24 protein-coding genes are annotated in these 22,205 nt (G+C 62.7%); 12 read left to right on the forward strand and 12 right to left on the reverse strand.

Features of this window, described 5'->3' with window-relative positions; all coding sequences use genetic code 11:
- Positions 1–10: 10 nt before the first annotated feature.
- The 5 genes from C0Z18_RS19715 to C0Z18_RS19735 all read right to left on the reverse strand — a co-directional run bounded on the left by C0Z18_RS19715 (position 11) and on the right by C0Z18_RS19735 (position 5,672).
- On the reverse strand, positions 11–196 hold the full coding sequence (locus tag C0Z18_RS19715; RefSeq protein ID WP_102647147.1) for a hypothetical protein: 186 nt from the start codon (positions 194–196) through the stop codon (positions 11–13).
- A 30-nt stretch (positions 197–226) separates the two neighbouring features.
- On the reverse strand, positions 227–1,567 hold the full coding sequence (locus C0Z18_RS19720) for an NYN domain-containing protein (protein WP_102647106.1): 1,341 nt from the start codon (positions 1,565–1,567) through the stop codon (positions 227–229).
- Between the two features lie 126 nt (positions 1,568–1,693).
- Complete coding sequence (locus C0Z18_RS19725) at positions 1,694–3,253, reverse strand: SulP family inorganic anion transporter (RefSeq protein ID WP_102647107.1); 1,560 nt, start codon at positions 3,251–3,253, stop codon at positions 1,694–1,696.
- A gap of 111 nt (positions 3,254–3,364) precedes the next feature.
- Positions 3,365–3,991 (reverse strand): carbonic anhydrase, encoded by a 627-nt coding sequence (locus C0Z18_RS19730; protein WP_102647108.1) that lies wholly within the window; start codon positions 3,989–3,991, stop codon positions 3,365–3,367.
- 154 nt (positions 3,992–4,145) lie between these two features.
- Positions 4,146–5,672, reverse strand: coding sequence for an AMP nucleosidase (locus C0Z18_RS19735; RefSeq protein WP_102647148.1), 1,527 nt, complete (start codon positions 5,670–5,672; stop codon positions 4,146–4,148).
- 153 nt (positions 5,673–5,825) lie between these two features.
- Here C0Z18_RS19735 and C0Z18_RS19740 point away from each other — a divergent pair, with 153 nt between their 5' ends.
- From C0Z18_RS19740 to C0Z18_RS33235, 5 genes are all read left to right on the forward strand, one after another.
- Positions 5,826–6,239, forward strand: a complete 414-nt coding sequence (locus C0Z18_RS19740; protein ID WP_102647109.1) for a hypothetical protein — start codon at positions 5,826–5,828, stop codon at positions 6,237–6,239.
- A gap of 107 nt (positions 6,240–6,346) precedes the next feature.
- The gene (locus tag C0Z18_RS19745; protein WP_102647110.1) at positions 6,347–7,342 is read left to right on the forward strand and encodes a homoserine kinase; all 996 of its coding nucleotides are present in this window, start codon (positions 6,347–6,349) and stop codon (positions 7,340–7,342) included.
- Entirely contained in the window at positions 7,333–8,124 is a 792-nt protein-coding gene (locus tag C0Z18_RS19750; RefSeq protein WP_102647111.1) for a BPSS1780 family membrane protein, read from the forward strand. Before C0Z18_RS19745 ends, C0Z18_RS19750 begins: the two co-directional genes overlap by 10 nt.
- 190 nt (positions 8,125–8,314) lie before the next feature.
- Positions 8,315–9,628: a DUF6402 family protein gene (locus C0Z18_RS19755; RefSeq protein ID WP_102647112.1), complete on the forward strand. Its 1,314-nt coding sequence runs from the start codon at positions 8,315–8,317 to the stop codon at positions 9,626–9,628.
- A complete protein-coding gene (locus C0Z18_RS33235) occupies positions 9,592–10,260 on the forward strand; it encodes a hypothetical protein (protein WP_199189498.1) in 669 nt (222 codons plus the stop codon). Before C0Z18_RS19755 ends, C0Z18_RS33235 begins: the two co-directional genes overlap by 37 nt.
- Before the next feature lie 151 nt (positions 10,261–10,411).
- Here C0Z18_RS33235 and C0Z18_RS19765 read toward each other — a convergent pair whose 3' ends face one another.
- Together C0Z18_RS19765 and C0Z18_RS19770 are read right to left on the reverse strand one after the other, a co-directional pair.
- Entirely contained in the window at positions 10,412–10,588 is a 177-nt protein-coding gene (locus C0Z18_RS19765; RefSeq protein ID WP_102647113.1) for a DUF3563 family protein, read from the reverse strand.
- Positions 10,589–10,720: 132 nt separating this feature from the next.
- Entirely contained in the window at positions 10,721–11,860 is a 1,140-nt protein-coding gene (locus C0Z18_RS19770; protein WP_102647114.1) for an extracellular catalytic domain type 1 short-chain-length polyhydroxyalkanoate depolymerase, read from the reverse strand.
- Positions 11,861–12,130: 270 nt separating this feature from the next.
- On the opposite strand from C0Z18_RS19770, the gene C0Z18_RS19775 reads away from it, so the two are divergent.
- From C0Z18_RS19775 to C0Z18_RS19790, 4 genes are all read left to right on the forward strand, one after another.
- Complete coding sequence (locus tag C0Z18_RS19775; protein WP_199189501.1) at positions 12,131–12,826, forward strand: phosphatase PAP2 family protein; 696 nt, start codon at positions 12,131–12,133, stop codon at positions 12,824–12,826.
- 153 nt (positions 12,827–12,979) lie between these two features.
- The gene (gene modA / locus C0Z18_RS19780; protein WP_102647150.1) at positions 12,980–13,777 is read left to right on the forward strand and encodes a molybdate ABC transporter substrate-binding protein; all 798 of its coding nucleotides are present in this window, start codon (positions 12,980–12,982) and stop codon (positions 13,775–13,777) included.
- Positions 13,778–13,795: 18 nt separating this feature from the next.
- Complete coding sequence (modB, locus tag C0Z18_RS19785; RefSeq protein WP_102647116.1) at positions 13,796–14,470, forward strand: molybdate ABC transporter permease subunit; 675 nt, start codon at positions 13,796–13,798, stop codon at positions 14,468–14,470.
- 14 nt (positions 14,471–14,484) lie between these two features.
- On the forward strand, positions 14,485–15,192 hold the full coding sequence (locus C0Z18_RS19790) for a sulfate/molybdate ABC transporter ATP-binding protein (RefSeq protein WP_102647117.1): 708 nt from the start codon (positions 14,485–14,487) through the stop codon (positions 15,190–15,192).
- 40 nt (positions 15,193–15,232) lie between these two features.
- Here C0Z18_RS19790 and C0Z18_RS19795 read toward each other — a convergent pair whose 3' ends face one another.
- The 3 genes from C0Z18_RS19795 to C0Z18_RS19805 form a co-directional block, all read right to left on the reverse strand.
- Positions 15,233–16,123, reverse strand: a complete 891-nt coding sequence (locus C0Z18_RS19795) for a TOBE domain-containing protein (protein WP_102647118.1) — start codon at positions 16,121–16,123, stop codon at positions 15,233–15,235.
- A gap of 105 nt (positions 16,124–16,228) precedes the next feature.
- On the reverse strand, positions 16,229–18,034 hold the full coding sequence (locus tag C0Z18_RS19800) for a CHAD domain-containing protein (protein WP_102647119.1): 1,806 nt from the start codon (positions 18,032–18,034) through the stop codon (positions 16,229–16,231).
- Between the two features lie 131 nt (positions 18,035–18,165).
- On the reverse strand, positions 18,166–18,552 hold the full coding sequence (locus C0Z18_RS19805) for a tautomerase family protein (protein WP_102647120.1): 387 nt from the start codon (positions 18,550–18,552) through the stop codon (positions 18,166–18,168).
- Positions 18,553–18,649: 97 nt separating this feature from the next.
- Here C0Z18_RS19805 and C0Z18_RS19810 point away from each other — a divergent pair, with 97 nt between their 5' ends.
- Positions 18,650–19,525: a LysR family transcriptional regulator gene (locus C0Z18_RS19810; protein ID WP_102647121.1), complete on the forward strand. Its 876-nt coding sequence runs from the start codon at positions 18,650–18,652 to the stop codon at positions 19,523–19,525.
- Positions 19,526–19,588: 63 nt separating this feature from the next.
- Here C0Z18_RS19810 and C0Z18_RS19815 read toward each other — a convergent pair whose 3' ends face one another.
- On the reverse strand, positions 19,589–20,035 hold the full coding sequence (locus C0Z18_RS19815; RefSeq protein WP_102647122.1) for a GNAT family N-acetyltransferase: 447 nt from the start codon (positions 20,033–20,035) through the stop codon (positions 19,589–19,591).
- Between the two features lie 295 nt (positions 20,036–20,330).
- Between C0Z18_RS19815 and C0Z18_RS19820 the strand changes: the two genes are divergently transcribed.
- Positions 20,331–20,693 carry an MbcA/ParS/Xre antitoxin family protein gene (locus C0Z18_RS19820; protein ID WP_233217400.1) on the forward strand — a complete coding sequence of 121 codons (363 nt, stop codon included), beginning with the start codon at positions 20,331–20,333 and terminating at the stop codon, positions 20,691–20,693.
- Positions 20,684–21,394 carry an RES family NAD+ phosphorylase gene (locus tag C0Z18_RS19825; RefSeq protein ID WP_408647075.1) on the forward strand — a complete coding sequence of 237 codons (711 nt, stop codon included), beginning with the start codon at positions 20,684–20,686 and terminating at the stop codon, positions 21,392–21,394. The genes C0Z18_RS19820 and C0Z18_RS19825 overlap by 10 nt, the downstream gene beginning before the upstream one ends.
- A 39-nt stretch (positions 21,395–21,433) precedes the next feature.
- On the opposite strand, the gene C0Z18_RS19830 is transcribed toward C0Z18_RS19825, so the two are convergent.
- Positions 21,434–22,171 carry a metallophosphoesterase gene (locus C0Z18_RS19830; RefSeq protein WP_199189502.1) on the reverse strand — a complete coding sequence of 246 codons (738 nt, stop codon included), beginning with the start codon at positions 22,169–22,171 and terminating at the stop codon, positions 21,434–21,436.
- Positions 22,172–22,205 lie beyond the last annotated feature (34 nt).

Consider the following 22,205-nt stretch of genomic DNA (forward strand, 5'->3'; position numbering starts at 1 on the left):
CAAACGATCGTCAAATAAAGGGTTTTCCCTCGATTTGTTCGTAGACGACGTTGCCGTTCTCGTCTTCGAATTTCTCCACGTAATTGCGCGCGCCGCACATCGGGCAGCGGAACAACAGCCCTTGCCCTTCGTTTTTGATGACGACGTCGGCCTGTTCCCACTGCGCCTGACAGCTCTGATTCCTACAAATCAACACATTCATTCTCCTGGCGAGTCGTCAGCCGACTCATTGTCCGTTGTTGCTTTCCGTCGGCGCCCTGCGCGCGCGGCTCGTTCGCGATGCGGATTTGCGCGGGGCCTTTGCCGGCTTCGCTTGGTCCGCGCTCGGTGCGGCGGGCTCGCCGGCTTGCGGCTCGGCCTGCAACGCTCGAGCGCCGTTGGCCGGCGACTTTTTCGCCGGCGCCTTGCGTGCGCGACGCGCCTTGGGCGCCGGCTCCGCCGCGGCTTCGCTCGGCGCCGCCGGCATCGGCACTGCTTCGTCTAGCGCCGAGGCGGGCGCGATATTAGGTTCCGGTGCAAATTCCGGCGCCGCTTCCGCCATGACTTCCGGCATGGCTTCCACGATTTCAGGCGTTTCGACGGCTAGAGCGGCAGCCGCGGGGGCGCGATCGCGCCCTTGCTTGCGAACGCCTTTGCCTTTCTTCCGGCCCTTATGACCCACCTCGGGCGCCGAGCCGTTCTCGAGTACGCCGGCTTCCGCGACGACTTGCGCAGCCCCTTGCTTCGGCACTTCGAGACCCGGCGTTTGACTCGGCCGGAAAACGAATGCCCCGGACTTATCGTCGCGGCCCACCTCCAGCAAGCCACGCGCTTGCGCTTCGTCGAGCAAATTGCCGAATGCGCGGAAGCCGTAATACGACTCGCTGAAATCGGGCTTGCGCCGCTTGATCGCGCTCTTGAGCACGGAGGCCCAAATCTTGCCGCTCTCGCCGCGCTCCGAAACGAGCGCGTCGAACGTTTCGACTGCGATCGCAATGGCCTTCGCCTTGCGCGACTCCATTTCGGCCTTCGGCTGCTTGTCCTCGTCGGCCACCCGTTTAGCGGCAACGCTCGCTTCGCGCGCCTCGCGCTTAGCGTTCGCGCGCTGCTGCTCGCGAACGAGGTCGTCGTAAAAAATAAATTCGTCGCAATTGGCGACCAAAAGATCGGATGTCGAGTTCTTCACGCCCACGCCGATCACTTTCTTCGCGTTCTCGCGCAGCTTCGAGACGAGCGGCGAAAAATCCGAATCGCCGCTGATGATCACGAACGTATCGACGTGCGACTTCGTGTAGCAAAGATCGAGGGCATCGACGACGAGCCGGATATCCGCGGAATTCTTGCCCGATTGCCGCACGTGCGGGATTTCGATGAGCTCGAAACTGGCTTCGTGCATGGACGCCTTGAAGGCCTTGTAGCGATCCCAATCGCAGTACGCTTTCTTGACGACGATGCTTCCTTTGAGCAGCAGCCGTTCAAGCACCGGCTTGATGTCGAATTTCTCGAACTTCGCATCGCGAACGCCGAGCGCGACGTTCTCGAAGTCGCAGAACAGCGCCATGCTGACGCTATCTTGAGGGGAAGCCATAGAGTTCTCCAGCAGATCGGGCGCGTTGGCTCGTTAATTTTCAAATTGCGCACATGATAGCTGGTTGCGGGCGGCCAACCGTCGTTGGCCGCCGAATGCCGGTCGCCGATCGATGCGGCGCGGCCTTTATTTCGCGGCGGAGGGCACCGCCAACGCCGCGTTCGACAGGCCGGGCCAACGCAAGCGCTCCACCGTCACCTGTCGATGCGGCGCATCGCGCACGAACGCATCGATGGCATCGCGAATGTCCGTATCGATGAAATCGGCGCGCTCGGCGTCGATCAGCACGGTCGAACGCTCGGGAATCTGCGCAAGGCAGCGGTCCAGCATGGGCTTGGCGAAGAACGTCGCATCCTTGCGCACCGACAGCAAGAAGTAATCGTCGTGCCGGGTCAACACGAACGTGCGCGACAGGCTCGCCTGCATAGCCATGAGCGCGCTCGCCGCCATGCCGATTCCGATGCCGATCAGCAAATCCGTGGCGAGGACGCCGATGATCGTCGCGGCGAACGGCACGCATCGCCCGGCGCCTTCGCGAACCATCTCGATGAAGAGCCGCGGCTTGGCGAGCTTATACCCGGTTTGGATCAAGATGGCCGCGAGACTCGCCAGCGGAATCCAATTGAGCACCGCGGTCAGCATGAACACGCTCGCAAGCAGCAACGCGCCGTGAATGACGGCGGACATGCGGGTCTGCGCCCCGGCGTGCACATTCGCCGAACTGCGCACGATGACGGCCGTCAGCGGCAACCCGCCGAGCAAGGCGGCGACGATATTGCCCGCGCCCTGCGCCTTCAACTCGCGATCGGGCGATACGCGCCGGCGCTTCGGATCGATTCGCTCGAGCGCTTCGAGACTCAGCAGCGTCTCGAGACTCGCCACGATGGCGAGCGTCACGGCGACACGCCAAACGTCGGGGCTCGCCAATTGCGAGAGATCGGGCATCGAGATTGCATTGACGAGCGCCGCCGGCGAATCGAGCGCGGCGAGCGAGACGCGATGCTCGAGCGGCACCGAGAGCGGCGGCGCAAATCGATCCAGCAACACCGTCACGCCGATGCCGAGCGCAACGACGGCCAGAGGGCCCGGCACGGCGCGCACGAACGCATAACGCTTCGCTTGCGGCGTTTCCCACGCGAACAAAATCGCGACGGACGCCGTGCAAAGCGCGAGTGCCACGGGGAGCATGGCGCCGAGCGGCGTCGAGACCGCCCCCGGATGCATGAGATTCGACTCGGCCTCGCCAATGAGGCCGACGGCCAGCGGGATTTGCTTGACGATCAATATGATGCCGATCGATGCCAGCATCCCTTTGATGACGGCCGCGGGCACGAAGCTCGCGATACGCCCCGCGCGCAGCAGCCCGAACGCGACCTGCAATGCGCCGGCAATCAACACGGCGGCCAAAAATGCGGAGAAGCTGCCGAGCGAGGCGATCGCGGACACGACGATGACGACGAGCCCCGCAGCCGGCCCGCTGACACTCAAATGCGAGCCGCTCAACAACGCGACGATCAGACCGCCGACGATGCCGGAGACCAGACCGGCAAACGGCGGCACGCCCGATGCGGTCGCGATGCCGAGGCACAACGGCAGCGCAACGAGAAATACGACGATGCCGGCGAAGACGTCGCTACGCAACGTCGAAAGCGAAAAAGAGGAAGGCGATAGGCGGGGAAGTGACATAGCTTTATGGAAAGCGAATAGTCGAATGGCGTCGCGCCGCGCGACCTAGGCGGCGAACGAATCGAAAATGATCGTGAAAAATCGTGCGAGTAGGTGCGATGAAGACGCGCGTCAAGCTTCGACAATCGCAGCCGATGCGCGATGCGGCGCATCTTCGAAATCGGTCAGTGGGGTCAACAGCCCTTCGCGGAGCCCGAACACCCAGCCGTGCACCGTAGGCTTGCGCGCAGCGCTCGACAAGATCGGCGATTCGCGCAGAAGCCTGACTTGTTCGATGACGTTCAATTCAACCAATCGGTCGACACGGGCTTCGAACTCGTCGATCGCGTTCAACGCGTTCCGATGGCGATGCGCGAGTTGACGCAAGCCGGCGATGCGCCGGTTCACGGCAGGCAAGGCGCCGGACGGCGCGGACAACGCCGCGCGCACGCCGCCGCAGTGGTGGTGCCCGCAAATGACGATGTGCTCGACGCCGAGCGCATGCACGGCATATTCGACGACGCTCGATGTGTTGCCGTCGTCGGACGTATAAAGATTGGCGATGTTGCGATGGACGAACAGCTCGCCCGGTTGCGCGTTGGTGATCCCTTCGGCCGGCACGCGGCTATCGGAGCACCCGATCCAAAGCACGCGCGGTTGTTGGCCTTGCGCGAGTCGTTCGAAAAAACCAGGGTCTCGCGCCTTGGCCTCTTGCGACCAAGCGCGATTCGCGAGCAGCAGCCGCTTCGCGTAATTCATCGATGTCCTCCCACTGTAGTTCCGGACAGAATGGGGAAATCATTCTTTCAAACAATTTCCACATTCATTACCACAAGCTTACAGACAAGAGGTTCCAAAAAAAATTCAAAAAAAATGGTTTGCCCACGCGCCCGGCGTGGGCAATAGGTTCGGCTTACTGGAATGCGACTTCCGCGAAACTGCGCAGTTTTCGGCTATGGAGCCGATCGAGCCCGTTCATCCGCAGCAGCTCCATCGCTTTTACCCCGATCTGCAAATGCTGATCGACCTGAGCGCGATAGAACTGATCGGCCATGCCGGGCAATTTGAGTTCGCCGTGCAGCGGCTTGTCCGACACGCACAGTAACGTGCCGTAGGGCACCCGAAAGCGGAAGCCGTTCGCGGCGATCGTCGCGCTTTCCATATCGAGGGCGATCGCTCGGCTTTGCGAAAGGCGTTGAACCGGTTCGCGATGGTCGCGCAACTCCCAATTTCGGTTATCGACGCTCGCGACCGTACCCGTCCGCATCACGCGTTTGAGTTCCGCGCCCTCGAGGCGCGTCACGTGCGCGACGGCGCGCTCGAGCGCCACCTGCACTTCGGCCAGCGCCGGGATCGGCACCCACAGGGGCAGATCGGCATCGAGTACGTGGTCTTCGCGCACATAACCGTGTGCGAGCACGTAATCGCCGAGCCGCTGCGTATTGCGCAGCCCCGCGCAGTGCCCGAGCATGACCCATGCGTGCGGCCGTAGCACCGCGATGTGGTCGGTGATCGTCTTTGCATTGGACGGCCCCACACCGATGTTGATCATCGTGATGCCGCTGCCGTCCGCGCGCTTCAAGTGGTAAGCGGGCATTTGCGGCAATCGCGCCGGCACCGTGCCCTCGTCGGGTTGCTCGCCCAGGTTCGCGTTGTAGGTGATCACGTCGCCGGGCTCGACGAACGACGTGTACTCGCTTCGATAAGCGCGCAATTCTTCGTCGTCGGTGTGCGCCATCAATTGCCGGCCGAGCTTCGTGAACTCGTCGATATAAAACTGGTAGTTCGTATACAGGACGTAATTCTGGAAATGCGTGGGCGAAGTCGCCGTGTAGTGTTTGAGCCGATGCAACGAGAAATCGACGCGCGGTGCCGTGAACAGTGCAAGCGGCAACGGTTCGCCCGGCAGCGGCTCGTAAGTGCCGTTGACGATCCGATCGTCGAGCGCGGCCAAATCCGGCGTATCGAAGACGTCGCGCATGGCCATCAAGCGTTCGCGCCCGAGATCGCCCTCGAGGTGAATGCCCTCCGCGAAGGCGAAGTGAATCGGAATGGGCTGCTGCGAGAGCCCGACCTCGATCGCGACATGATGATTTTTCGCGAGCAGACGCAGTTGCTCCCGATAGTAGTTACCGAACAAGTCGGGACGCGTCACCGTGGTCTCGAACACGCCCGGCCCCGCGACGAAGCCGTAGGAGCGGCGCGAATCCACATGCGTATTGACGTCGGTGCGTACGCGGATGAACGGATAGCACGCCCGCACGCGCTCGCCCAACGGCTCGTTGCGGCGGTAGCGCGCAAAAGCGTCGCGCAAAAAAGCGGCGTTCGTTTCGTAGATCTCGGATAGACGCGTGACGGCGTCGGCGGCATCGGCGAACGCCTCGGTCGGGAAGTCCGTGGGATGCATCGTATGCGCGTGTTGTGTCAGATCGTTTTTCATCGTGCGTTTCGCCTCGTTCGTTGCAACGACATTACCACGAAGCGCCGTCATCCGGCCCTAGGCCGAATGGCCGAACGCGGCGCGAATTCGCCGGTTCTCGCACGGCGCGCGGGGCGCATTTGTTAGAATCCGGGGATCTTCCGGAGACCCATCATGAAGCCGTACATTTCCGCCGCCGTTTGCGCCGCGCTCGCCGTTGCGAGTCTGGCTGCCGCACCGCGCCTCGCGTTCGCGGCCCAGGCCGACAACGCGCAAGCGCGCGAAGCGCAGCGCGCAGCCAACAAGGCGGCCGGCCTGCCCGACCTGACCGAGATCAATCGTCCCGCCGCCGAAGTGTCGTCCAAGGTCGATATCAACGACGTCCCGCGCACGCCCAGCTTCCACGAGAAGAGCCGCAACGGAACGGAGATCACCGAGTATCGCGATCGCGGCAAGCCCGTCGAAATCGACGTTCATTCGAACTTCGGCACGCGCTATCAAATGAGCGCGTCGCCGGATACGTCGCCCCAGGTCCATAGCAGCGGCCAACCCAGCACGCGACTGCCGTCGATCAATCTGCACTACTGATCGCCGCGCTCGATTCGCCGCGGCTCGACCTCGCACGGTCGGCCGCGCGGCACGCGACGCCAACGTCGCGCGCCGCGTCCCATTCAATCGTATTTGAAGCCTTCCGCATGGCCGTCTTTACCGTCGTCAACGAAACCGATCTCGCGCAGTGGATGCGCCATTACGATCTCGGCGATGTCGTCGATTTCCGCGGCATCCCTTCCGGCATCGAAAACAGCAATTTCTTTCTGACGACCACGCGCGGCGCCTTCGTGCTGACGATTTTCGAGAAACTGACGGCCCAGCAGTTGCCGTTTTACCTCGAACTGATGCGCCACCTCGCGCACCACGGCGTGCCTGTTCCAGACCCGATGCCGCGCACGGACGGCGCGCTCTTCGGCCTGCTGCACGGCAAACCCGCGGCTATCGTGAGCAAACTGCCGGGTCAGTGCGAGTTGGCGCCCGGCTCCGAGCATTGCGCCGAAGTCGGTCAAATGCTTGCTCGCATGCACTTGGCCGGGCGCGATTTCAAGCCTTATCTGCCGAATCTGCGCAGCCTGCCATGGTGGCAAGAAACCGTGCCCCGAGTGCTGCCGTTTCTGGCCGAGCCGCAACGCGAGTTGTTGACGACAGAGCTCGCGCACCAAAGCGCGTTCTTTGCATCGGCCGACTATGCGTCGCTACCGGGCGGCCCCTGCCACTGCGATTTATTTCGCGATAACGTGCTGTTCGCGCCGGCCGCGCCGCAGACGAGTCATACGGTGCGCCTCGGCGGATTCTTCGATTTCTATTTCGCCGGGTGCGACAAGTGGCTGTTCGACGTGGCGGTCACGGTGAACGATTGGTGCGTGGATCTTGCCACCGGCCGGCTCGACCCTACCCGTGCGGATGCGCTGCTACGCGCCTACCAGACGGTGCGGCCTTTCACGCCGGAGGAACGGCGGCACTGGTCGGATATGCTGAGGGCGGGCGCCTACCGCTTCTGGGTGTCGCGTCTCTATGATTTTTACTTGCCTCGCGCGGCTCAGATGCTCAAGCCGCACGACCCAACCCATTTCGAACGCATCTTGCGCGACCGTCTCGCCGACGTCACGCGTTTGGATGCGTCAAATACATGCAACTGACTGAAGTTTCCGCAAAGACCGGCTACGTCTGGTACCGGCAAGGCATTTGGTTGTTCCGTCGCAATCCGCTCGGATTCCTGACGATTTTCTTCACCTACATACTCGCGATGTTGGCGATTTCGAGGATTCCGATCGTCGGCGCGGTGCTGCCGCTCCTATTGATCCCGGGCGTGGCGGTGGGCTTCATGACGGCCTGCCGCGATACGATCGCCGGCAAGATCGTATTTCCGACAGTGCTGGTGGATGGATTTCGGTCCTACGGTGCGCGCGGTGCGATGCGCTTGTTCGAACTCGGCGGCATGTATCTGGTTGCCATCGCGCTCGTGTTCGCAGGATCGGCGCTCGCCGACGGCGGCGAACTGTTCAAGCTGATGATGAGCACGCAGCCGCCCTCGCCCGAGACACTCGAGGGGGGTGCGCTGATGAACGCGGTGCTCGTCGCGCTCGTATGCTACGTGCCTGTGGCGATGCTGTTCTGGTTTGCGCCGGTGCTGACGGCCTGGCACGATCTGCCGCCCGTCAAGGCGATGTTTTTCAGCCTCGTCACCTGCTGGCGCAACCGCGGTGCCTTCATCGTGTACGGCCTGCTGTGGTTCGTCACGGCCGTCGTCGTCTCGATCGCCGTGTCGCTGCTGATGAACGCCATCGGCGCGACCGAGTACGCGTTCACCGTCATCTTCCCCGTATCGATCACGCTGACGACGATGCTGTACTGCTCGTTTTACGCGACCTACCGCGGCTGCTACGGCGTGCAGGAAGGTCAAAACGGCGAAAATCCCTGAAATCTCTCGCCGACTTATGCAGGCACGGCCACAACGTGCCGCATATCAATGAACTGATCATTCAGTCTATCGAACAGACGAGCCGGGCCATCTCAAGAGGCGGATAAGGTCCTAAATTTCCGCACGTATCGCTCCGTTTTGCCTCCCCCTGATATTACTCGATGTCCCGCATCGACATAGCAGGTAAGCAATGGCAAAAGTGAGAAAGGTTCCTTATTACACCATCGGATCTTCTGTCTTTCATGGGAAGGTGTGGAAGAAACACGACGGGTCTCGCGGTGCGGTTCCCATAAATACGCCGCAAAAAATATCGTATGACAGACTTGCTCCTGGTGAAGCTCCGCCTCCGCCGCCAACCAGGCCCACCGCCAACCAATCCAAATCCCGGCAAGCGGAAGCAGATAAGTACAAGCAGCTTGCCAAACAGTCCGCGAAGCAGCACCCAAAGGAACCGCCGAAGCCACAGTCCGACGACGCCGAGAATCACGCGGCAATCCCCGAATTCGACCTGCAAGACGTTCCCGACGCAATGGACAAGATGGGATGGCCCATAGCAGCAACGATTGCCAGGAAATGGTTCACTGGTCCGAGCCACGTGTACAACGATAAGGCCGACGGGGAGCAACCTCTAGACGATACAACCGTTACCATCGATTGGGCATTGAAATACGGCAAAGTTCAAGAACGGCTTAACGAATTAGTTTCTGCGGACATCCGCTCAGAAAAGGCACTTGCCCTGATCAGGCACAAAGTCACCGAGCACGTTACCAAGACGTTCACCGGCACGAAAAGCACCAACCCCAACCTCGGCTTCGAAACAGCCGTCATCAACTCCGACATAAGGCAATTCCACATTGACTGGCAGATTCAGCGAAAGATGGTTGATATATTCGACACACTCGACCGACTGACATTAACCGACTTGTCTGCAACATTAGGAAATTTCATATTGTATGCCGCCATCGGAAAAGTCGAAATCAGCAAAGAAAAATTCTTCAAATATGACAGAAAGCCGGCTGAATATTGCATCGATTCAGTGGCAAAATTAACCCACATATACGTCTACCTCAAGGATAATTATTCTTTCAACGACGTTGATCACTCCAACAGCCAATATCTCGGCCACTGGAACAGAAGTGGCATGGTTACATCCTACATCTTGGCAGCCAATGATTTGCTCGGTCAAATACGACCAGGATGGAAAATGAGGCTTGACCACAACGACAAGCTCGAGAAGAAAGAAATCAATTGGGACTACCTATCAATCGGAAAGGAAATCGACAAACCAGTCGACACAAGACGAAGATTCTTTAGAAAGCTATTTAAAAAGGACGTTTACTGGCCCGTTTACAACAGGACTTATAATGAGTGGAGAGCAAAACACAAGCGAGGCGAGGATTTCATGATCTATAGCAAACCTGAGCTCCGCAAGCTCAAAACGCCCATTGTCATTAAACTGGAAACGATATGTCGTCCGTACTTCAGTACTGCTACCGGTCGCTGAGAAACGTTACCCTAGTTGCTGCATCGGTCTGCGCTGTGGCTTCGGTGTGCGCAGTCGTTGATTGGCTTCTCCCGATCAACATTCACAATGGGCTAGTTGTCGCCGCCTTGCACTTGGACAAGCAAATAGAAATTGGCGCGCTATTCTTGGTTGCGCTGTTTTTTGCGTACAAGGCGCACTCGATTTACAAGACAGAAAATTCGTTCTGGCGTGAGCTTCTCAAGATGACACCGGCGATTGTTTTTTGGTTTACGCTTCTTTTATTAATAACCGGCTTCTTTGTTGACAACCAATATTACAATTGCCAGAAATACAACTACAGCAGCAAATTGAACGGGGGCATAAAGACGTTCGACGGCAAAAAGTACACGATCGGTATTTGTGGAAGTGGAATAAATAACAGCCACTTCCTCGGCGATAGCATGGAGGCCGTTGAACTTACGGTCACTGACGAGCAGGGTGCGCTTCTGGCCAAACGGCACTACAAGGTCTTTTGGGACGGCCGGCCAGGGCATGAACCGCTGACCACCGGGCCACACAGCATCATCTACCAAGACGACGACAAGCAAGAGGATCACAGCATCGCTATGCCACCAAGCTTGCTTGATCGCGTACGCGCGCGGCTATTTTGACGAAAGGACTTCTTTCGCTCTCAACATCGGTTATCGCTCCACTACGCGACCTACCGCGGCGGCTATGGCGTGCACGAAACCCCGTTGGATAACGGGGCCGGAACTAGCAGCGTATGAACCGGACCGGCGCTACAGCGCCGGTATGCGCAATTCAGCGTGCGGCTTGCCAGGACGGCTGAACCACCACGGCTTCGCGGTCGAGCTTGCGCATGCGGAACTCGAGGTCGTACAAGTCGGTGGCTTCGGCCAAGTAGGCGTCGTTGCGCGCCTTTTGGCGCTCTTCGGCCGTTTGCGTCAGAAGAAGGAACAGGCGGCTAAGCAGGAACATGATGACCTCGGCAGTGATAGGTGTTAACACCTAAGCGATAACCCGAATTATAGGGAAAACCCTAGGAATACGCCAGCACTATCCGAGGCTGTGGCTTTTTTGCATCGAATCGTCGTTTCCGGCGCCGTGGCGCTATCGCGCCGCCGCCCGGCGCAGGGTCGCCGACGGACGCCTACGGTGGTCGCGGAAAAACGCCCAAATCAACGCGCTTGCGTCCGGCCCCGTTTCGGAATGGAACGGAACGGCCTCGTCGCCGCCGGCCCATGCGTGACCGAGGCCCGCGACGCTGCACACCCTCAACAAGCAACGGTTGCTCATTAGGTAATCGTGTATCTGCGCGGCCCCATCGCGCGTTTCGCGCAAGGTGCCGGCCATCCAGGCACCGGAGCGATCGACGAAGCCGTTCAGGCGTAAAAAGGCTTGACCCAGTTGCTCCGCGTTCTTCGGGGCGACCACGCGGTCGGCGTCGCCATGCACGACGATCGCGGGCATTCCCGGGTAATTCGCGACATCGACGATCGTGTCGATCAGCGCGATGGGATCGCGTCGCACGCCGCGCCGCATGACGTCCATCGCTGTCATCCCCGAATGCGCTTCGCCCAATGCCGGCGCCGAGTGCAACGCGATGGCCGCGAACCGCTCCGGGTTGTAAAGCGCGAGCAACGCCGCCAAGCCCGCGCCGGCGGACAAGCCGGCGACGTAAACGCGTTCGGGATCGATCCCATGATGGGCGATCAGGGAATCGACGAGCGACACGACCGCGCGGGCCTCGCCGAGTCCGGCCGTATCGCGATCGTCGTACCAATGCCAGCACCGGTGCGCGTGCGCATGCTTCGATTGTTCGGGATAAACGACGGCGAAGCCGTTGGCATCCGCCACCAGGTTCATTCGCGTACCCATCGCGAACTCGTCGATGGTCTGTTTGCAGCCGTGCAACATGACGACGACCGGGGTGGCGCCTTTCACGGCCGTCGGCGGCACATATAGGCCATATGAGAGATGGTTGACCAGGCGGCCCGGCACGGGCGGCGCCGAATGGTACGAGCGGGTCCATTGCCCTTTCGTCCAGGCACCGGCGCGCGGACGCACTCGCGATTGGTGCGCCTCGCGGCCGCCGGGCACATCGCGCTCCACCTTGCGCCGTTTAGGCTCGGCACGGGGGCGGCGCTTAGGCTTCGCGGTTTGGCGCAACCATTCCGCTTGAGCCGCAGGCACGCTCGACATGATGCGCTTGAAACCTTGCAGCCAGAGTTTCGTCAAACTTTTGGTCATCGGACGTGGCTCGCTAAAAAGGGACGGTTCATACGTGCGGCGCAGTTTTATGACGCAATGCACAATATACCCTCTTCGCGTTTCGACGCCCGTGCAACACTCGCATCAAATGGGATGCCGGCCGCTCGTGCGTCGTCGCACATCGGGCAGCACCGAGGGCCGCCCTGCTCGTTATACTGTCCCTTCACGTTACGCCTGTCGTCGTTTCGAGCGGCCCGTGCGTTAAGTAGATAGGAGCCGCGCGCCCCACCCGCGCGGCCTATGCCCGATATGTACGAATTGCCTATCCATCTCTGGTTTTCGATCACGCGCCTCGGTGGCGCGGGACTCACGCTGCCGCTCGCGATCGCGATCGCCTTGTGGCTCGCGATCGGTTATTCGGGGCGTCTGGCGCTCGGATGGCTCGTTATCGTCGGTGCGGCAGCGGGCCTCGTCACGCTCACCAAGCTCGCGTTCCTCGGCTGGGGCGTCGGCATTCGCGAATGGGATTTCACCGGTGTAAGCGGGCATGCGATGCTTTCTACCGCCGTCTACCCGGTGGCCTTGTTCTTGACGCTGTTGCCCGCCCGCCCGCGCTTCCGGATAGCGGGCGTCGTGCTCGGCCTCGCGGCGGGCCTCGCGGTAGGCCTTTCTCGCGTCGTATTGAGCGCGCATTCGCCGTCCGAGGCCGTCGCCGGCTGCATCGTCGGCGCACTCGCCGCGATCGTGTTCATCCGGTTGGCCTGGGACGTCAAGCCCAGCAAGTTGTCGGCCGTGCCGGTGGCCGTCAGCCTGCTCATGCTCGCCGCCGCCATGCACGACGTGCGCGTGCCCACCCAGTATTGGATTACGCACATCGCGTTGCACCTATCGGGCCGCGACCGTCCGTTCATTCGCGCCCGCTGGAAAGCAGGCTACCAGGTGCCGCGCCCGGTTCCCGCATCGCCCGTGGGTCGCAGCGCCGCGCTTACCTTCCCTTTCGCTTGAACCTGAACCGGCGATAGTCCTAGCCGAGCCCGCTCGGCCGACTTCCCGTGTGCCTTTGTCGTGCCATAGGCGCGACCGTATGTCCGGCATCGCGCGATGCGTTATCACCTGCGCTATATTACGATGTCGGTTTCGACTCTTCTTCCCGCTTTCATGAACGCCTCCGTGTCCGCTGCCCGCCGCCCGATCCGCGCTCTCGTATTGTTTGCCGGTGCGCTCGCCATGTTCTCCGTGCAAGGTGTCGCGCATGCCGACGAGCTCATCGTCTCGGCCGCCGCCAGTCTGACGAACGCTTTCCGCGAAGTGGCGACGGCATTCGAGAAAAGGCATCCGGACACGAAGGTGGTACTGAATTTCGGCGCGTCCGATGTGCTGTTGCAGCAGATCGCCAACGGCGCCCCGGCCGACGTGTTCGCTTCGGCCGACGAAACGGCAATGGATAAAGCCGTCGCCCAGAACGCCGTGGTACAGGGCACCCGCCATGATTTCGCGACGAACTCGCTCGTCATGATCGTCCCGGCCGACAGTCGTTTGAAGGTGCAGTCGGTGCGCGAGACGGTTGCGATGGCCGGGGTCAAACGCGTTGCCGTGGGGGATCCGGCGTCCGTGCCGGTCGGGCGCTATACGAAGGCCGCGCTCGAACACGACGGAAGCTGGGATGCGGTGAGCGCCAAAGCCGTGCTGGCCAATAACGTCCGCCAAGCGCTCGACTACGTTGCGCGCGGCGAGGTGGATGCCGGGTTCGTCTACGGCACCGATGCCGCGTTGATGCCGCAAAACGTCAAAGTCGCGATGAAGGTGCCCACCGGAACGCCGGTCACCTACCCGATCGCTGTCGTGAAGGGTTCGGCTCATGCGGCGCAAGCCGGCGCGTTCGCCGATTGGGTCCTCTCGCCGCAAGGTCAGGCCATCCTCGCCAAGTACGGCTTCGAGCCGCCGGCGGGGCGTTGATCGGCTCTCGAGCACGTTATGCAAGACGCTTGGATCCCACTCGCGTTATCGCTCAAAGTAGCCGGATGGGCTACGGCGCTGGACGCGGTCTTCGGCATCGCCGCGGGACTCGCGCTCGCGCGGTGGCGCTCGAACGCGCGTGATGTCGTCGATGCCCTGCTGACCCTTCCGCTCGTCATGCCGCCGACGGTGCTCGGCTACTACCTGCTCGTCCTGCTGGGCCGGCGCGGCCCGATCGGCGCGTGGCTCGACACGTTCGGCATTCGTCTCGTCTTTACATGGCAAGGGGCCGTGATCGCTTCGATGATCGCGGCGTTTCCGCTCGTGCTCAAAGCGGCGCGCTCGGCCTTCGAGGCCGTCGAGCCGCAATACGAGCACGCGGCGCGAACGCTCGGGATCGGCGAGGCGGCCTTGTTTTTCCGCGTGACGCTGCCGCTCGCCGCACGCGGGATTCTCGGCGGAGCGTTGCTCGCGTTCGCGCGCGCGCTAGGCGAGTTCGGCGCCACGCTGATGATCGCCGGCAACTTGCCGGGACGCACGCAGACGCTTTCGGTCGCGGTCTACTCGGCCGTGCAGGCAGGCGACGATCACACGGCGAACGTACTCGTCCTGATCACGTCGGTGGTCTGCGTCGCCGTGTTGCTGGTGGCGGGACGGCTCGTTCCGCAGCACAAGCTGCTGACGTCTCGATAGCTCGGCACGCCGCCATGACGCTCACCGTCGACATCCGCAAAACGCTCGTGACGCGCGAGCGCCGCTTCGAACTCGCCGTTTCGTTTACCGGTAGTTGCCAGCGCATCGTCCTGTTCGGACCGTCCGGCGCGGGCAAGACGTTGACGCTGCAAGCCGTCGCCGGGCTGCTCAGGCCCGATGCGGGCACGATCATGCTAGGCGGCGTGCCGCTATTCGATGCCGCCCGCGGTATCGACGTGCCCACCCGCATGCGGGCAGCCGCTTATCTGTTCCAAGACTACGCCCTCTTTCCGCACCTGAACGTCAGGCAGAACGTCGGCTTTGCCCTGAAGCGCGGTTGGTTCAATCCGCGTTCGCGCGAAACCGCGCGTGAGATCGAGTACTGGCTCGATGCATTCGACTTGATCGCCGTCGCCGGGAGTTACCCCGCGCAACTGTCAGGCGGACAAAAGCAGCGCGTCGCGCTCGCACGCGCGCTCGTGGCCGAGCCGAAAATCTTGCTGCTGGATGAACCGTTCGCCGCGCTCGATGCGGGCATGCGCGACCGAATGCGCCGCGAACTGTCCGAGTTGCAGACGCGCTTGGACATTCCGATGGTTCTCATCACGCACGATGAAGCCGACGTCGCGGCATTCGGCGATCAAGTCGTCCAATTGGCGCAAGGCAGCGTGCAGGAAGTGGCGCACTACGAGGCGTTCGCCGCGCGCAACACACCGCGCTGATCGTCCGCGGGCCAACGCGCGGCGCGCCATAAGACGTCGATCAATCGGCCGTACCGAGAATCACGCTCGACGCTTTGAACACCGCCGTCGCCCGCGTGCCCTGCGCGAGTCCGAGCGTATCGACACTCTCGTTGGTCACGATTGCGGTGATCACGGTCGAATTGAGGTCGGGCGATCCGCCCTCCGCGCTATCGAGCGCCAACGACACTTCGGCGTTGACCGCGCCGCGCGTCACTTGCGTGACCACGCCGCGCAGTTGATTGCGGGCCGACAAACGCAGCGGCTGTCCGGCGTCGGTGTCGTCCGCAACCAGCATCACCCATGACGCCTTCACGAGCGCGAAGGCCGGCGCGCCAACCGCCAGCCCAAGCGTTTCCGTGCTTTCGTGCGTGACCACGGCAACGATCGGCTGCCCGCCGGGGAGCGCAAGCGTGATTTCGTCGTTGACGCTGCCGCGCTTGACGCGCGAGACGATTCCGTAAAGCTGGTTGCGAGCGCTCGTCTTCATGCCGATTCTCCCGATCAATGCCCAATCGCCGGCGAAATGTTCGATTGCGGCACTCGCGCGTTCGATGAACTTGCGATGTTCGCGCTCTACGGCATCGAACGTCTCGATCAGGCGGTGCGCGCGCGGCGTGAGGGTCGTGCCGCCACCGCCCTTACCGCCCACGGCTCGCATGACGAGCGGTTCGCCCGCCAGGTTGTTCATGACATCGACAGCATCCCACGCGGCCTTATAGCTCATGCCGACGGCTTTCGCGGCGGACGTGATCGAACCGGTATCGCGGATCGCGGCCAGCAAGGCGATGCGCGCCGCGCCGCCCAACGTTTGCTGCCCCGCGCGCAACCACACCGATCCGCCCAACTCGAGCGGCGCCGTACTGTTGCCGCTCGAGGCGGATTGAGCCGGAGACGGGCGTGGATCGCTCATGAGTTCATAGGAAGGCGGAAAGGATGCGGCAATTATAGGCGGCCTGTGCGAGCCCTTCTCGTCGCGCGCGACGGGCGACGCCACGGCATGCGCCTGGCGGACCGGCTATGACTCGCGCGCGATCTTAGGTTTGCCGAGTTCCTGTAAGAGTCGCTCGCCTTCGATCGCCGACCATCGATTGACTGCCTCGCACCATCCCCGCGCGAAGCCGTGCGCGTAAGGCGATACGTCCAGCGCTTCGAGAAACTGCAATGCCGCGGTGGCGTCGCTGCCGTCGCCCAACACGCTCTGGATTCGGCCAAGCTGTTTCGACAGCGCGCGCCGTGTCTTGTGCGACGCAAGCGATTCGAAGAACTCCAGCGTGTAGCGCAGGCGCTTGGCTTCGATTCGTCGACGATGCCGCTCGGCCGGCGTCAATTCGGTGAGCGCCGGCTTTTCGATCAAGCGCGCGTAGTGCTTGCGCACGCGCTTAGCCGCGTAGCGAACAAGCGATTTGTCCACCATGTCGACAGGGCCGTGCGAGAACCGGAGAGAGGCCAGCCATTGCAGCCAGGCGAGGGAAAGCGCCGCGTACCGGCGCGAGCGCAGCGCGGCGCGCACCTGCTCGCGCGCTTCGTGGCGGCGGACGGCCGCGCGCGCTTGCAGCGACGTCCAAGTCGCCGCATCGACATCCGCGCCGGCCAATGCGGGCAAAGTAGCGTCGACGAATACGTCCAAATCGCGCGCTTGCCCGAGCAAGCCGCCCAGCCAATCGAGCTCGGGAACGATCGTGCGCTCCCATCGCTCGTCGGCCCACTTCGGAAACGTCTTGAGCAAGGTCTTCAGCCGGCGCAATGCCACCCGCATCTGGTGCACGAATTCGGTCTCGGTACCGCTGCCGTCTCGCACCCCCGCCTCATTACCGAACCACTGCCGCGCCACGGCGCCTGCGATCGCGACGAGCGCCTCGTGCGGGGTCTTCACGTTCGACAAATCGGTGCGCGTGGCACGAGCCGGCTCGTTGCCCGCGCTAGCCGCGCATGCGCGTTCGCAGCCGCCTTGCAAGACCGGGAAGACGGGCAACGCATCGGCCAATGCACCGGCCGCCGCGAACAGCGCGCGTACGGCACCCCATTCGGACCTAGCCCGCTCGTCCAGTTCGGCGGCGGCGTTTTTGTCGATTTCGGCACGCTCGGCTTGGACCTCGGCCGCCGCGCTCGGCGCCGCCACTTCCCTTTCTTGGGGAGCCGGGGCTTGCTCGATTCGAGAAATGAGCCGCAACTCGCAAAACGCGATCGGCCGTTGCCGCTGCTCAGCCGACTCCGCATCGATACTGTCGTAAAGCGCGCGCGCATCGCTAAGTTCGATATCGACGACAGCGCCGTCGGCACCGCTCCAGCGCCACGTGCCGCGGCGAATCGCCAGCGCCGGTGACGGCGCGAGTTTGCCGGGTTTGCCGAGGGCATCCTTGAGGACTTGTGGAAATGCCTCGGTGAACGCTAGCGCCACGCCGGCTTCGAGCGGTTCGTCGCACGCGGTCTCGCATCGCCGGACGCCGGGCGTCAACTCGTGCGCCCGCTCCGCCCGGATGTGGCGCGTACCGTCGCCGGCCGCCGTCAACATGACGCGCCAGGCCCCCTCCGGCTCGACGAATGCTCGCGCCGTCGAGCGTTCGAAGGCACTCGTCGCCTCGATCCCCGGCATTCTGCCGAGTGCGGCGGCGATCGCGGTGCCGGCGTCGTCAGGCTCGCCCTGCGTGGCGCTTGCGCTCGTGCGGGATGCGCGCTTGCGCTGCGCGGGCGCACTGCCGCGCGCGGCTGCCTGCGGAGCGCGTGTCCGGCGGCTCGGAGCGCCCGGTTTAACCGGACCGGCCATCCACTCCTTCGCCGAGATAGCTTCGAGCCCAAGCACGAGTTCGACGGTGCTCGACATGCTTGCGCCCTCCCGGCTGATGTGCACCCTTCATGATAGTCACGTCTGCGGCCGAGGGGTTTGATGCAACGTAAGCGAGCGCTCGTTCCCCACGAGGAACGACGCCCGCGAGGCGGGCAGCAACCGCCCGGTCACTGCGGGACGTACTGCGCCTCGCCGTTGCCGAACGACCAATTCTCGGGCAACACCTCCACGAGATTGATGAAAACGTCTTCCTTCCTGATGCCGGGATCTTCGGCCAACAACTCGACGATACGGCGATACAGCGCGCGCTTTTTCTCGAGCGGCCTCGTGTTGCTCACCGTCAACTGGATCAGCACGAACCCGTCGCTGCGCTCGATACCGAGGTAGCTGCGGTTGTAAATCAAGTCCTGCGGCCCATGCTCGGTCAGGACCATGAATTGATCGTCCTTCGGCACGTTGAAGGTTTCGACCAGCGCGCGCAACACGCCGTCGGCCAATCCTTTCTTGTATTGAGCGGTGCGGCCGGCGGGCAGCGAAATACGAGCGAGCGGCATGACGTTTCTCCTTGTTCAGTGTTCGATGTAGCGAGGATACGAAGCCTTTGCCATAATGAACAGAAATCAAACGTGATTTCTTTCATTTTCAATTGAAATGAATCTTCTCGATCTCGACGCCGTCCGGGCGTTCGTCCACGTTGCCGACCTGCGCAGTTTCACCCGTGCAGCCGATCTGCTCGGCACGACGCAATCGGCTGTCAGCCTCAAGGTCAAGCGGTTGGAAGCCCATATCGGCAAGCCGCTGTTCGAGCGCACCCCACGCTCGGTGCGCCTGGCACCAGCCGGCGGCGCGTTCTTGGATGCGGCCCGCGAACTGCTCGAGGCGCACGAGCGGGCGCTCGGGTCGCTCGGCACGGAACGCCGGCGGCTGAAGATCGGGCTCAGCGAACACGTTGCCGGGCCCGACCTCGCGCCGATCGTCGCCAGCCTCTATCGGCACGATCCGCGGCTCGTGATCGAAATGCATCTGGACTCGTCCGCCATGCTCGTCGCTCAGTACGACGATCGAAGACTCGATGCGGCGATCGTGCGCCACGAACCCGAGGAAGTCGCGGCGCGCGCGGCGCAAAACGGCGGCACGCCGGACGGCGAGGCGTTGTTCGTCGAACCGCTAGCCTGGCTCGCCGCATCGCATTGGGCACCCGCAGCCGGGGCACCGCTGCCGCTCGCCGTGCTCTCGGGACCGTGCGGCGTGCGCGTCACCGCGCAACGGGCGCTCGAACGCGCGTCGATCGAATGGGAAGAAACGTTCGTGGGCGGCGGGATCGCCGCGATCGGGGCCGCGCTCTCCGCTGGCCTCGCGGTGTCGGCATTGGCCCGGCGCATTGCGCCGCCGGGAGTCGTGGATGTCGGCGAAAAATTCGGGCTGCCGCCGTTGCCCGAATCGCATGTCGTCCTGTACTCGCGCGTACGAGATCCGCGCTCGATCGACGCCCTGAGGATGCTGGCCAAGTCGCTGGCCCGGGGATGAGCGGTGAGCGGTGAGCGGCGGTAGGGACCGTCCGCCTGACCGGCTCCTTGCTATTCGCGCCGCTCAGCGCGTGTCGATCCGGTATTGAACGAATTCGCTGCGCGGCGTATAGCTGTCGTACAGACCGCGCGCCCGGTAGTTGTTCTCCTTCGTCGTCCAGTACACGCGCGACCAGCCTTGGCGCCGCGCCTCGTCCAGCAGCCAGTCGATCAATTGGCGCCCCACACCGCCCGCCCGGATCGCCGGATCGACGAACAAGTCCTGCAGGTAGCAAACCGGCGTAAGCAGCGACGTGCTCTCGTGGATGACGTAGTTGGCGATGCCGACCACCGTGCCGTCTCGTTCGGCAACGATCGCATGAACGGGTGAACGTTCGTCGAGAATGCGCGACCAAGCATGCCGGGTGACCGGTTCGGAAGGTTCACGTTCGTAAAATCGCGTATAGCCGTCCCAGAGCTCGCGCCAGCGCGCTTCGTCGCGCGCTTCGATCCTGCGTATCGTGGTGGTCATCGAATCGCTTCCCCCGTCAATGCCGTCAATGGAATGTGAACTCTGCGCTCGATGCGCGTGCCGTCAATCTACCCGTACTCTCTAGAAGACGCATGCTTCATCTAACCGATTGCTCGACTGTCGCTCGAGCGCCACTTGCGCTCAGTATCGCCTTGCATTAATCCATAAATAGACTAAGATCGAATCGAGGTTCAATTAGAGATCGATCATGTCGCCTGCCGCCACACATCGCTTGTCCGCCGCCTATGCGCATGCGCGTGGCCAGGAACCCCTCGCCGCGCCGTCGATCGCGGACATGTCCGCGGCCGGCCTGCGCGCGTTCTTCAACATCGCCCGAGACTGGGGGCTTGGCATCGACGAACAAATCGTGTTGCTGGGATCGCCCGGCCGCTCGACGTTCTTCAAATGGAAAGCCGCTCCTGCTTCCGCCCGGCTGTCGCGCGATACGCTCGAGCGTCTGTCGCTGCTGCTCGGCATCTACAAGGCCCTGCAAATCCTACTGCCCGAACCTGCCGCGGCCGATGCATGGGTCAAGCGCGCCAATAGCGCGCCGCCGTTCGGCGGCAGCAGCGCACTCGATCGAATGCTCGCCGGCAATGTGAGCGACCTCGTCGCCGTACGGCAATATCTCGACGCGATGCGAGGCGGCTGGGCGTGACGACGGACGAACGCCGCACTCAAGCCACGCATCTCGCCCGTATCGATTGGACGCCGGCGTACCGCGTCATCCCCACGCGCTTTCCGGCGGTGAATCTGTTCGATCGTGTCGCTTCGTCGGAGGATTTCGAGGCGTTATACGCGCTGGAAGCGATGACGAACGATCGACTGCGCAACGAGGTGGGCGAACTCGATCTCGTTCCACCCGAAGAGCGCTGCTTTGGGCCCGGGTGCGGGCCGATCATGGCGGCGTTCACGCATTTGAACCCGCTCGGCAGCCGATTCTCGGACGGCAGTTACGGGGTTTTCTACTGCGCGCGCGAGGCGCGAACGGCTGTCGCCGAGACGCGATACCACTCTGGCCTCTTCCTCGCCGCGACGAAACAAGCGCCGCTGCGCCAGCAAATGCGCCTCTATACGGTACACGCACGCGGGGAAGCGATCGATTTGCGCAACGACCCGGCCCTCGATCCCGCCGTGCTTTCGCCGATCGATTATTCGGCGGGCCAAGCGCTCGGGCGGCGGTATCGGCAAGCGGGCGCCGCGGGCATCGTCTATCCGTCCGTGCGCGATCCGTCGGGCGAATGCTTGGCCGCGTTCAAGACGACGCTGTTGCGCGACTGCCGTCATGCCGCTTATTTGGAATACAACTGGAACGGCAGCGCCATCGACAGCGTTTTCGAGTTGAATCAGATCGGGTAATGCCGCGCGGCACGCGCATAAGCGCATCCGGGCAACGACTCAGGGTAGCGACATCTGGTGAGCGCCCTCGTCCAGCGCGTGCGCAACCGAGACGGACCAAGCGCGCGCGGTCAGCGCCTCCGTGACCGAGAGCTTGCCGGTGGCCGCGAACGCGCCGGTATCGATGAAGATCTGCGCGCCGATCCGGCCGATCTCGCGCATCGGCGTATGCCCGCAGTAAGTGGGCGACAGTCCGGCTTGACGCTCCACGACCCCGCTGCCGAGGGCGAGCTCCCGGCCCCACAGCAACTGCTGACGCACCCGCTCGGTGAATAGGCCGCTATCGAGCGCGGCATCGTCGCCGAAAAACTCCGCATGAATGACATTGAAACGCCGTGCCCCGCTGCCGACGACACGCACGAGCGGCAGCGTGCGCAAACGCCTCGCATACGCGCGCAAAACCTGATCGGGCAACGCTTGCGCCCATTCCCCGCCCAGTCCGTTCCAAGTGCTCTGACGCATGGCGCCTTCCGCCACCAGGCACAGCGCCTCCTCGTGATTACCGAGCACCGGAAAGAACCACGGCTTGTCGAGCAATGCCAGCGCCTCGTCCGATTGGCTGCCGCGATCGATCAAATCGCCGACAGAGAAGAGCCGGTCGCAGGCTGCGTCGAACACGATCTCGCGCAACAAATAGCGCAGCGCGTCGACGCAACCGTGCAGATCGCCGACGACGAAGTCCCGGCCCGCGGTGTTGGCCGCGTGCCGGCAGACGATGGGATAGGCCTCGTTTGTCATAGTCATGCGGCCAATCATAGTCCGGCGGGCCACG

The organism is Trinickia dabaoshanensis (assembly GCF_002879885.1).
GTDB lineage: Bacteria > Pseudomonadota > Gammaproteobacteria > Burkholderiales > Burkholderiaceae > Trinickia > Trinickia dabaoshanensis.